General features: G+C 74.5%; 11 protein-coding genes. 7 read left to right on the top strand and 4 right to left on the bottom strand.

Translation table 11 applies throughout. The features are described from left to right. Nucleotides 1-118: 118 nt before the first annotated feature. Nucleotides 119-565: a hypothetical protein gene (locus ACFV3R_RS09070; protein WP_385577951.1), complete on the bottom strand. Its 447-nt coding sequence runs from the start codon at nucleotides 563-565 to the stop codon at nucleotides 119-121. Nucleotides 566-781: 216 nt separating this feature from the next. Between ACFV3R_RS09070 and ACFV3R_RS09065 the strand changes: the two genes are divergently transcribed. From ACFV3R_RS09065 to ACFV3R_RS09045, 5 genes are all read left to right on the top strand, one after another. Then, nucleotides 782-1,261, top strand: coding sequence for an Lrp/AsnC family transcriptional regulator (locus tag ACFV3R_RS09065; RefSeq protein ID WP_385577948.1), 480 nt, complete (start codon nucleotides 782-784; stop codon nucleotides 1,259-1,261). 146 nt (nucleotides 1,262-1,407) lie between these two features. Then, complete coding sequence (locus ACFV3R_RS09060) at nucleotides 1,408-3,054, top strand: amidohydrolase (protein ID WP_385577945.1); 1,647 nt, start codon at nucleotides 1,408-1,410, stop codon at nucleotides 3,052-3,054. Nucleotides 3,055-3,602: 548 nt separating this feature from the next. Beyond that, nucleotides 3,603-5,357 (top strand): apolipoprotein N-acyltransferase, encoded by a 1,755-nt coding sequence (gene lnt / locus ACFV3R_RS09055; protein WP_385577942.1) that lies wholly within the window; start codon nucleotides 3,603-3,605, stop codon nucleotides 5,355-5,357. Next, nucleotides 5,354-6,124, top strand: a complete 771-nt coding sequence (locus ACFV3R_RS09050; protein ID WP_385577939.1) for a polyprenol monophosphomannose synthase — start codon at nucleotides 5,354-5,356, stop codon at nucleotides 6,122-6,124. The genes lnt and ACFV3R_RS09050 overlap by 4 nt, the downstream gene beginning before the upstream one ends. Before the next feature lie 163 nt (nucleotides 6,125-6,287). Beyond that, nucleotides 6,288-7,253 (top strand): LLM class F420-dependent oxidoreductase, encoded by a 966-nt coding sequence (locus ACFV3R_RS09045; protein ID WP_385577936.1) that lies wholly within the window; start codon nucleotides 6,288-6,290, stop codon nucleotides 7,251-7,253. 154 nt (nucleotides 7,254-7,407) lie between these two features. Here ACFV3R_RS09045 and ACFV3R_RS09040 read toward each other — a convergent pair whose 3' ends face one another. Further along, nucleotides 7,408-7,650: a hypothetical protein gene (locus ACFV3R_RS09040; protein ID WP_385577933.1), complete on the bottom strand. Its 243-nt coding sequence runs from the start codon at nucleotides 7,648-7,650 to the stop codon at nucleotides 7,408-7,410. A gap of 131 nt (nucleotides 7,651-7,781) precedes the next feature. On the opposite strand from ACFV3R_RS09040, the gene ACFV3R_RS09035 reads away from it, so the two are divergent. Both ACFV3R_RS09035 and fxsA read left to right on the top strand, forming a co-directional pair. Continuing rightward, nucleotides 7,782-8,159: a VOC family protein gene (locus ACFV3R_RS09035; RefSeq protein ID WP_385577930.1), complete on the top strand. Its 378-nt coding sequence runs from the start codon at nucleotides 7,782-7,784 to the stop codon at nucleotides 8,157-8,159. A gap of 72 nt (nucleotides 8,160-8,231) precedes the next feature. Further along, nucleotides 8,232-8,810 (top strand): FxsA family membrane protein, encoded by a 579-nt coding sequence (gene fxsA, locus ACFV3R_RS09030; RefSeq protein WP_385577927.1) that lies wholly within the window; start codon nucleotides 8,232-8,234, stop codon nucleotides 8,808-8,810. A 123-nt stretch (nucleotides 8,811-8,933) separates the two neighbouring features. Here fxsA and ACFV3R_RS09025 read toward each other — a convergent pair whose 3' ends face one another. Together ACFV3R_RS09025 and ACFV3R_RS09020 are read right to left on the bottom strand one after the other, a co-directional pair. Next, a complete protein-coding gene (locus ACFV3R_RS09025; RefSeq protein ID WP_385577924.1) occupies nucleotides 8,934-9,314 on the bottom strand; it encodes an RNA polymerase-binding protein RbpA in 381 nt (126 codons plus the stop codon). Nucleotides 9,315-9,652: 338 nt separating this feature from the next. Further along, on the bottom strand, nucleotides 9,653-10,234 hold the full coding sequence (locus ACFV3R_RS09020; RefSeq protein ID WP_385578274.1) for a YitT family protein: 582 nt from the start codon (nucleotides 10,232-10,234) through the stop codon (nucleotides 9,653-9,655). Nucleotides 10,235-10,381 lie beyond the last annotated feature (147 nt).

Here is a 10,381-nt window from a genome sequence, read left to right as displayed (position 1 = left end):
TTTCCTCATCCGGCGACCCCCGATATCTACCCTGATACATCGGCCGCCAGCGACAGTTGTGTATAAGAGCCAGGCCCGGGGGGGCGCGCGGCGGCCCGGGCCGCCGCGGGGCCGTGTCTCAACGAGGGGCGCACACCCGGGTGGGCCGGGAACCCGGGCCGCCGGCGTGGGAGAACGGCTGGGTGCGCCAGTCCAGGCCCTCGGGCAGGGTCAGCAGCAGGTCGGTGTCCTGCTCGTGGGCGCGCAGCGAGTCGTCGACCGGCGGTGCGTCCGCGGCCCGGCGTCCGGCGCCCGGGCACACGGTGAGGACGAACGGGTTCCATGGCGAGGGGCACAGGGCGTGCTCCGGGAGGACCTCCTCGTCGGCCAGCAGGGCCAGGGACTGTCCGCAGTCCGGGCACGACACGCGGTACATCTCCCACGTGTCGAAGTCGTCCGGGGTCTCGGCCGGCCCCTCGACGGCGACGGGCCGGCCCGTCGCCGCCTCGGCGGCGCGGTCCTCCTCGTCGTCCTTGAGGACCTGCTCGGACGGAGCCTGGGACGCGGCGGGTTTCCGACGTGGCATGGGTGGCCTTCCCCCTTTGAGGGCCGAGCGAGCCGCCACCCCCTGTGGCGGGCGGCCTCGACCACCCCGAGCACTTCCCTGCATGCCGCACGCATAATCACTCCGGCGTCTCGCAGGTCAGGACGGGAGTGTGGCGTTGGTCACACCCTGCGCCGGTGGTTGTCCACCTGTCGGCCTCCTGTGCGCAGCCGGGCCCCGGCACAGTAGGTTGACGGGATGGAGGAGCTGGACCGACGGATCGTGGATCTGCTCGTGCGCGACGGGCGGATGAGCTACACCGACCTGGGCAGGGCCACGGGCCTGTCCACCTCGGCGGTGCACCAGCGGGTACGCCGCCTGGAGCAGCGCGGGGTCATCCGCGGCTACGCCGCCATCGTCGACCCGGAGGCGGTGGGCCTGCCCCTGACCGCCTTCATCTCGGTCAAACCCTTCGACCCCAGCGCCCCCGACGACATCGCCGACCGCCTCGCCGGCGTCCCCGAGCTGGAGGCCTGCCACAGCGTCGCCGGGGACGAGAACTACATCCTCAAGGTGCGCGTGGCCACCCCGCTCGAACTGGAGCACCTGCTGACCCGCATCCGCACCCTGGCCGGCGTCTCCACCCGCACCACGGTCGCCCTCTCCACGCCCTACGAGGCCAGGCCGCCCCGCATCAGTCCGCCGCCCACCGACGGCGCCGACGCACCTGACCGGTAATCCGTGCCGGTGAACCCCTCACGCCCGCCGCGGCGCGCGCGACGCCCCCGCCCACGCGGTCGCGCCACGCCGGGCGGGGCGCGCGGGGCGTCCGCCGACCGGCCCCCACGCGACGGCGGCCGGACGCCGCGGGGGACACTGTCGGCATGCGCGACGCCACCACCGAACCGACCCGCCCCCGCACCGTGCTGCTGCGCGGAGGCGAGGTCCACAGCCCCGCCGACCCCTTCGCCACCGCGATGGTGGTGGAGGGCGACCGGGTGGCATGGGTCGGGTCCGAGGGCGCCGCAGACTCCTTCGCCGAGGGCGTGGACGAGGTGGTCGTGCTGGACGGCGCACTCGTCACCCCGGCCTTCACCGACGCCCACGTCCACACCACCGCCACCGGTCTGGCGCTCACCGGCCTCGACCTCGCGCCGGCCCGCAGCCTCGGCGAGGCCCTCGACCTCGTCAGGGCGTACGCCGCCGACCACCGCGACCACCGGGTGCTCCTCGGCCACGGCTGGGACGCCTCCGCGTGGCCCGAGGGCCGGCACCCCTCCCGCGCGGAGCTCGACGAGGCCACGTCCGGCCGTCCGCTCTACCTCAGCCGCGTCGACGTCCACTCCGCCGTGGCCACCACCGCCCTCCTCGAACTCGTCCCCCAGGTACGCCGGTTGCCCGGGTTCGAGCCCGACCGGCCGCTGACGGGCGACGCCCACCACGCGGTCCGGGAGGCCGCACACGCCGCCCTGACGCCCCTCATGCGCGAGAGGGCCCAGCGCGCCGCCCTCGCCCGCGCCGCCTCCCTCGGCATCGGCACCCTCCACGAGTGCGCCGGCCCCGACATCTCCAGCGAGGACGACCTGGCCGCCCTCCTCGCCCTGGCGGCCGGCGAGGAGCCGGCCCCGCGCGTGCTCGGCTACTGGGCCGAGCTCGTGACCGGCGAGAAGGACGTCCAGCGCGTCCGCGACCTGGGCGCGATCGGCGCAGCGGGCGACCTGTTCGCCGACGGCTCCCTCGGCTCCCGCACCGCCTGCCTGCACGCGCCCTACGCCGACGCGCCCGCCCACGCCGGCAGCGCCCACCTCGACGCGGCCGCCATCGCCGAACACGTGGCCCTGTGTACCGAAGCGGGCCTCCAGGCCGGGTTCCACGCCATCGGCGACGCCGCCCTCGCCGCCGTCGTCACCGGGGTCCGCGCCGCCGCCGACCGGGTCGGCCTGGACCGGGTGCGCGCTGCCCGCCACCGCGTGGAGCACGCCGAGATGGCCGACGCCGCCACCGTCGACGCGTTCGCCGAACTGGCCCTCACCGCCTCGGTCCAGCCCGCCTTCGACGCCCGCTGGGGCGGCGGGGAGGGCATGTACGCGCAGCGACTGGGCGCCGAACGCGCCCGGACCCTGAACCCCTTCGCGGCGATGCTGCGCGCCGGAGTCCCCCTGGCGCTGGGCTCCGACGCCCCCGTGACCCCGCTGGACCCGTGGGGGACCGTCCGGGCGGCGGTCTTCCACCACACGCCGGAGCACCGCATCTCCGCCCGTGCCGCCTTCACCGCCCACACCCGGGGCGGCTGGCGCGCCGTGGGCCGGGACGACGCCGGTGTCCTGGTCCCCGGCGCCCCGGCCGACTACGCGGTCTGGCGCACCGAGGAGCTCGTCGTCCAGGCGCCGGACGAGCGGGTGGAGCGCTGGTCCACCGACCCGCGCTCCGGGACGCCGGGCCTGCCCGACCTCACTCCGGGCCGCGAACTCCCGCTCTGTGTGCGCACCGTCGTCGGCGGACGCACCGTCCACGAGCGGCCGAACGGGTGATCGGCCGGGTGTCCGCGCGGCCTCCCGGTGGCCGCCGGCAGGCTCTCGGCGCCCGCGCGGCACAGGGCTGACCAGCACGGACACGAGGACGCCCCAGGTGGCGCCCGTGTTGACAGCCGACCGCCCCCGGCGGGTAGGTTCGGCCGAGTCCACCACCGGACGCCAGGCCGGCAGACCTCCGAGACGTCGTCGGACGCCACTGGGCCACGGTGCGGCGCTCCGCGCCCACCACTGTGAGCCAGGTCCAGTCCACGCGGAACGGGGCGAAGGAAGGATCCGCCCGGCCGGCAGGTGCGACCCGGGTCGGGGCTCGGAGCTCAGTAGACAACGGCCTTCGGTCGACCCGCAGCCAGCGGGCCCCAGGTCGGCCCGAAGGGTACCGAGCCCCCATCCGCACCCCCGCGGACACGGCCACCGCCGGCCCCCGCCGCGAGCCGGTGCTCCGCAGGGGCCTCCGCGCCGGCGCCCGTCCCCACCCGCCGGCGCCCGCCGTCAGCGACACGCGGTACCGTCACCTGATCCTCCCGCACGTCAGGAAGGCCGCGACCGTGCCCTCGGGTTCCTCCCCCCTAGCCCGCACCACGCCCGGCGCCGCGCTCACCGGTGCCGCGACGGACGGCGTGGCACCGCGCTCCGACGGCTCCGAGGCGGAGCACGACGGCCCGCGTCCCGTCGCCGCCCGTCCGGGGCGCCTGCGCCGGCTGGGCGCGCTGCTGCGCCGGGAGGCCTACCGGAGCCTGCTGGCGGTGGTGTGCGGCCTCGCCCTGGGGCTGGCCTTCCCGCCCTACGACCTGTGGCCGCTGTCCTTCCTCGCCGTCACCGCACTCGCCCTCCTGGTGCACGGCCGCACCTTCCGGCAGGGCCTGTGGACCGGGTTCGCCTTCGGTGTCCCCTTCCTCCTGCTGCTGCTGCGCTGGCTGCACGTCGTGGGCTGGGACGCGGTGGTCGGTCTCTCCGTCATCGAGGCGGTGTTCGTCGCGGTCATGGGCGGCGGCATCGCCCTCGCCTCCCGGCTGCCGCTGTGGCCGCTGTGGGGGGCCTGCCTCTGGGTGGCGCAGGAGTGGGCCCGCGACCGGGTGCCGTTCGGCGGTTTCCCCTGGGGCAGGCTGGCGTTCGCCAACGCCGGCTCGCCCTTCACACCGCTCGCCGCCCTCGGCGGCGCGCCCCTGGTCACCTTCGCCGTCGCCCTGGTGGGCGGGATGCTGGCCGCCGCGCTCGTCCGCCTCGCCCGGCTCACCCAGGACCCCGCCGCGCGGACCCGCCACGCCGTGACCACAGCCTCCGCGGTCGTCCTCGCCGCCCTCCTGGCCTGCTCGGGACTGGCCGTACCGCTGCCGCACGGGGCGCACGACGCCGGCGTCCCGGGCAGCACCGGCGGCGGTGGCGAGACCGTGGACGTGGCGGTCGTCCAGGGCAACGTGGAGCGCCCCGGGATGGACTTCCTCGGCCGCCCCATGCAGATCCTGGACAACCACGCCACGGCCACCGAGCGGCTGGCCGCCGAGGTCCGCGCTGGCAAGGCCCGCCGCCCCGACCTCGTGTTGTGGCCGGAGAACTCCTCCGACCTGGACCCCTACACCTACCCGGAGGCCTACGAGCGCATCGACGAGGCGGTGAAGGACATCGGGGTGCCCGTGCTGGTGGGCGCGCTGGTGGACCACCCCACGAAGCCGGGCTACGTCTTCAACGAGGGCATCGTCTGGGACCCGAGGACGGGGCCCGGCGCCTCCTACACCAAACAGCACCCGGTGCCCTTCGGCGAGTACGTCCCCTTCCGGGCCGAACTCAGCAAGGTCATCACCCGCCTCCAGCGCATCCCCCGCGACTTCTACCCGGGCGACCACACCGGGGTGCTCAAGCTCGGCCCAGCGAAGCTCGGGGACGTGATCTGCTTCGAGGTGGCCTACGACGAGATCGTCCGGGACACCGCCAACGCGGGCGCGCGGGCCCTGGTGGTGCAGACCAACAACGCGACCTACGGCCGTACCGGCCAGCCCGAACAGCAGCTGGCCATGTCCCGGCTGCGTGCGGTGGAGCACGGGCGCGCCGTGGTCACCGCGGCCACCAGCGGCATCAGCGCGGTCGTCGCCCCCGACGGCACGGTGGTCCGCCGGCTCCCCGAGTTCACCCGGGGAGTGATGGACCTGAGCATCCCTCTGCGTGACAACACCACGCCGGCCGACCGCGTCGGCGCGGCTCCCGAGTGGGTCCTCGCTATGGTGGGCGTTCTGTCCTGCGTGGCCGCGGTGGTTCTCACCCGGCGTGGGCGCGGGAGGAACCAGAGAGGACTTGGAGAGCAGTGACCAACAGCGGCGGCCGGAGAGAGTACGGCCCGCTCGGGACCACCCTGGTGATCATCCCGACGTACAACGAGGTGGACAACATCCAGCGGATCGTCGCGCGGGTTCGGTCGGCCGTCCCCGCCGCGCACGTGCTGGTCGCGGACGACAACAGCCCCGACGGCACCGGCAAGGTCGCCGACGAGATGGCCGTCGAGGACGAGCAGGTCCACGTCCTGCACCGCAAGGGCAAGGAGGGCCTGGGCGCCGCCTACCTCGCGAGCTTCCGCTGGGGTCTGGACAACGGCTACGGGGTCCTCGTCGAGATGGACGCCGACGGCTCCCACCAGCCCGAGGAACTGCCCCGCCTGCTCACCGCTCTCGGCCAGGCCGACCTCGTCCTGGGCTCCCGCTGGGTCCCCGGCGGACGGACCGTCAACTGGCCGCGGAGCCGGCAGATCATCTCGCGCGGCGGAAGCACCTACTCCCGCCTCATGCTGGGCCTCCCGCTGCGCGACATCACCGGCGGCTTCCGCGCCTTCCGCCGCGAGACCCTGGAGGGCCTGGGGCTGGACGAGGTGGTCTCCCAGGGCTACTGCTTCCAGGTCGACCTCGCCCGTCGGGCGGTGCAGCGCGGCTACCAGGTGGTCGAGGTGCCGATCACCTTCGTCGAGCGCGAGGTGGGCGACAGCAAGATGAGCCGGGACATCCTGGTCGAGGCCATGTGGCGGGTCACCGCCTGGGGCGTCGGCTCCCGCGTGGGGCGGGTCACCGGGCGGCGCGACGCCTGACCGCCCCCGCCCGGGGGCACACGGCCGCTCGGGACGCCCCGCCGAGAGGCGGGCACCTCGGGCCCTGACGGTCCACCCGGTGTCCGCCGGGCCCGGGTGAGGGGCCCGAGGACCGTCGCCTCGGCGGGTTTTCCCCGGGCCCACCAAGGGCAACCGCGACAACATGGTGCAAATCGGCTACACGATGATGACCGAGCAGGCCGGGCCCCGGGAGCTGGTGGACCACGTGGTCCGCGCCGAGGGGGTCGGCTTCGACTTCTCCGTGACCTCGGACCACTACTCGCCGTGGCTCGCCTCGCAGGGCCACGCGCCCTACGCCTGGAGCGTGCTGGGGGCCGCCGCGCAGGCGACGTCCACCATCCCGCTCATGACGTACGTGACGTGCCCGACCTTCCGCTACCACCCCGCCGTGGTCGCGCAGAAGGCGGCGACGCTCCAGCTCCTCGCCGAGGGCAGGTTCCGCCTCGGGCTGGGCTCCGGGGAGAACCTCAACGAGCACGTCGTCGGCGCCGACTGGCCGACCGTGGAGGTCCGCCAGGAGATGTTCACCGAGGCGGTCGAGATCATCCGGGAACTGTTCCGGGGCGGTGTCGTCAACCATCACGGGACCCACTACGACGTGGCCGCGGCCAAGCTGTGGGACCTCCCCGACCAGGCCCCGCCCATCGGCATCGCGGTCTCCGGCGAGCCCTCCTGCGAGATCGCCGGCCGGCTCGGCGACCTCGTCATCGCCACGGAGCCCAAGGCCGAGCTGGTCCAGGGCTTCGAGCGGCACGGTGGGGCGGGCAAGCCCAAGGTGGGCCAGCTCCCGGTCTGCTTCGACACCGATCGCGACGCGGCCGTCAAGCGTGCGCACGACCAGTTCCGCTGGTTCGCCGGCGGTTGGAAGGTCAACGCGGAGCTTCCCGGGCCCGCCAACTTCGCCGGCGCCACGCAGTTCGTGCGGGAGGAGGACGTCGCCCAGTCCATCCCGTGCGGGGACGACGTCGACGAGTTCGTGGCCGCGGTCCGCCCCTACGTGGAGGCGGGCTTCACCGAGGTGGCCCTGGTACAGGTCGGCGGAGGCCACCAGGAGTCGTTCCTGGACTGGGCGGGCAAGACCCTGCTTCCCGCGCTGCGGGCCCTGTGACGAGGCGCCCACGGCCCCGGCCGGGGCCGCGGGGGCGGCAGCGACACGAGGCAGGCCCCACGACCCGTACGCGGGTTGTGGGGCCTGCCCCATGGTGGTGACGGCCCGGGCTCGTGGCGCGGATCCGTGGTGCGCCGCGAGCCCGGGAGTGCGGTCAGTCGGCGGGCTCGTCCGGGTCGGGCTGGTCGGGGTGGACAGCGGGGCGGGGGCCGTCGCCACTGCGCCCGCTGCCCGGGACGTCCGTGTCCGGCACGTCCTCGGGGGTGCCCGGCCGGTGCACGGCGCTGTCGCGGCTCGCCGCCCACCGGTCCTCACGTTCGGTACCGGCCTCCTGGTCGGGCATGTCGCGGGAGATCCCGGTGCCTGCCTGCTCGGGGGTCTCCATCCGGCGGTCCATCGCCGTCCTCCTCCTGCGCGGTGGTGGCTGGGTGCTGCATCCTCCGGGTGCCCGGGCAGCACCCGCGCATGCGGAACGGGACCGTGGCCGGTGCGGCGTGCGAACGGGGACCGCCGGGAAAGGGGAAGGGCATGGCCAAGGAGAAGGCTCCGGCGCGGGCGGAACTGGCCCTCGTGCTGGACTGCGCGGACAACGACCGCCTCGCCGAGTTCTGGTGCGCCGCTCTCGGCTACCGGCGGGTACGTGCCGTGGCCCCGTACGTGAGCCTGGGGCCGCCGGCGGGCCACGGCCCGGAGTTGCTGCTCCAGCAGGTGCCCGAACCCAAGAGAGTTAAGAACCGCATGCACCTCGACCTGCGCGTTCCCGAGCTGGAGCCGGAGCTGTCGCGGCTGCTGGCCTGCGGAGCCGGAATCGTCCGGGGCCCCTTCGACGACAACGGCGTCCTCACCACGGTCCTCGCCGATCCGGAGGGCAACGAGTTCTGCCTCCTGGTGTGGCCCGGCAGCTGACCGGCCCCGCCTCGGCCGCGTTCCGCGGGACCTCGCAGCACGGGCTCGGGCCCGGGCAGGCACACTGGAGACATGACCCAAGCCACACCGCAGGGCTCCCGCCCCGACCAGCGCTCCCGTCTCCGCCGTCTGCTGCCGTTGGCCGTCGCGGCCTGGGTGGCGCTGGAGATCTGGCTCCTGGTGCTCGTCGCCGACGCCGTCGGGGGCTGGGTGGTCTTCCTGCTGCTGCTGGCCGGGATCGTGGTGGGTGCGAGCCTGGTCAAGCGGGCCGGGCGGCGCGCCTGGCGGGACCTGCGGCAGTCCGTCGGGGCCCCGGGGGGCGGCAGCGCCGAGGAGGGCGCCACGCGCCGCACCCCACGCGCCCAGGGCAGCGGCACGCTCGCGATGCTCGGCGGCCTCCTCATCATGGTGCCGGGCCTGATCTCCGACGTGGTGGGGCTGGTGTGCCTGCTGCCCCCGGTCCAGCGCTCGGCCCGCCGGCGTGTCGAACGGTACGTCTCCACCCGCGCCGCCCACCCGGGGCCGCTGGGGGACGCCTTCCGCCAGGCCCGCATGCGGCGGCCGGACGGCAAGGTGGTGCCCGGCGAAGTCGTCCACGAGGAGGAGCAGCCGCGACCGGGCGGCCGGCAGGACCCGCCGCTCAATCCCTGACGGGTTCGCCGCGGGAGCCCTGCCGGGCCCCCCGCGGGCGTCCTGCCGCAGGGGCCGGGGGCTGAGCGGGCACGACGAAGGGCCGGGACCCCAGGAGGTCCCGGCCCTTCGTCGACTCCGCCCTCAGGCGGACTTGCGGCCGTTGTTGTCGCGCGGGTGCACGGCGATGTTCATGGTGCCGGAACGCAGCACCGCCAGACGTTCGGCGAGCACCTCTTCCAGCTCCTCGCGGGTGCGCCGCTCCATGAGCATGTCCCAGTGCGTACGTGCGGGCTTGCCCTTCTTCTCCTCGGGGCCGTCGCCGTCCACCAGGAGTGCCTGGGCGCCGCACACCTTGCACTCCCACTCCGGCGGAATCTCGGCCTCAACCGAGAACGGCATCTCGAAACGATGTCCGTTCTGGCATGCGTACTCCACCGCCTGGCGCGGGGCCAGGTCGATGCCGCGGTCGGTCTCGTAGCTGGTCACCACGAGTCGCGTGCCGCGAAGAGCTCGCTCACTCATGAATCGTGCCTCCCGGGCTTGTCGCCCACAGGACAGGTGTCGCTGTCGTCGTCATCCGTTCAACGTCCGGTCGGCGGTGAAGATTCCCGTAGTGGGACATGCGTCGCCCGTCGTGCCGCCCCTTGTTCTACCCACCGGCGCCCGGTTTGTCACATCTGAAACCAGATGTACTGGGTTGCCTTCGCCGGAACAGTGCGCAGTAACGCTCCCACCGGTGAGCCAAAGGCGTACACTACCGCCCCGCTCACCCCCAGGGGAAACCGAGTCGCCGCCAGCGCGTCCGCAGCTGTCTGCGGGCCAGGCCGAGGCGCCACCTGCGCTGGGCGTGTCGCCGGCCCTCAGACCGCTCCGGTGGCGGCCGGCGCGGGCGCGGGCCGCTCTTGCGGGCCTCTCGCGGGGTGGCCGAGCCCGCCGAAGCGCCGGAGGAAGAACTGGGCCAGCGGCCCGATGGCGAGTGCGTAGGCAACCGTGCCCACCCCGAACGAGCCACCCATCAGCACCCCGGCCGCCAGGACCGTCACCTCGATGCAGGTGCGCACCAGACGCACCGGACGGCCGGTCCGCAGGTGCAGCCCGGTCATCAGCCCGTCCCGGGGGCCGGGGCCGTAGCGCGCCGATATGTAGAGACCGGTGGCGGTGGAGTTCAGCGTGATCGCGAAGGCCAGCAGCGGGACGCGGACCCAGAGCGAGTGCACCTCCGGAACGGCTGCCAGCGTCGCGTCCATGACCAGGCCGAGCACCACCACGTTGGAGACCGTCCCGAGGCCGGGACGCTGCCGCAAGGGGATCCACAGCAGCAGGATCAGGGCGCCGGTCGCGATCGTCACCGTGCCGATCGTGAGGCCGGTGTGCCGGGCCACGCCCTGGTTGAAGACGTTCCACGGCTCCAGGCCGAGCCCGGCACGCAGTTGCAGCCCCATGCTCAGGCCGTACAGGACCAGCCCCGTGTACAGGCGCACCAGGCGTGCGGGGATTCCCGGCGAAAAGTGCCCGGCCGGTCCGCAGCGCTCCGCGGGCCCGGTCGTCGCTCCCGGGCCCCCGGAGGCGGCGGGGTGGGCGCGCTCCCC

This window comes from Streptomyces sp. NPDC059740 (genome assembly GCF_042733155.1).
In the GTDB taxonomy this organism is placed as follows: domain Bacteria; phylum Actinomycetota; class Actinomycetes; order Streptomycetales; family Streptomycetaceae; genus Streptomyces.
Note: the sequence above shows the minus strand (reverse complement) of the source record. Positions and strands in the feature narration are given on the sequence as shown.

What these genes read in the sequence shown, in the direction of transcription:
- ACFV3R_RS09060 (WP_385577945.1), top strand. Translation starts at nt 1,408, where the DNA reads ATGCGCGACGCCACCACCGAACCGACCCGCCCCCGCACCGTGCTGCTG.
- ACFV3R_RS09045 (WP_385577936.1), top strand. Translation starts at nt 6,288, where the DNA reads ATGGTGCAAATCGGCTACACGATGATGACCGAGCAGGCCGGGCCCCGG.
- ACFV3R_RS09070 (WP_385577951.1), bottom strand. Translation starts at nt 565, where the DNA reads ATGCCACGTCGGAAACCCGCCGCGTCCCAGGCTCCGTCCGAGCAGGTC.
- ACFV3R_RS09020 (WP_385578274.1), bottom strand. Translation starts at nt 10,234, where the DNA reads ATGGGGCTGCAACTGCGTGCCGGGCTCGGCCTGGAGCCGTGGAACGTC.
- fxsA (WP_385577927.1), top strand. Translation starts at nt 8,232, where the DNA reads ATGACCCAAGCCACACCGCAGGGCTCCCGCCCCGACCAGCGCTCCCGT.
- ACFV3R_RS09065 (WP_385577948.1), top strand. Translation starts at nt 782, where the DNA reads ATGGAGGAGCTGGACCGACGGATCGTGGATCTGCTCGTGCGCGACGGG.
- ACFV3R_RS09040 (WP_385577933.1), bottom strand. Translation starts at nt 7,650, where the DNA reads ATGGACCGCCGGATGGAGACCCCCGAGCAGGCAGGCACCGGGATCTCC.
- ACFV3R_RS09035 (WP_385577930.1), top strand. Translation starts at nt 7,782, where the DNA reads ATGGCCAAGGAGAAGGCTCCGGCGCGGGCGGAACTGGCCCTCGTGCTG.
- ACFV3R_RS09025 (WP_385577924.1), bottom strand. Translation starts at nt 9,314, where the DNA reads ATGAGTGAGCGAGCTCTTCGCGGCACGCGACTCGTGGTGACCAGCTAC.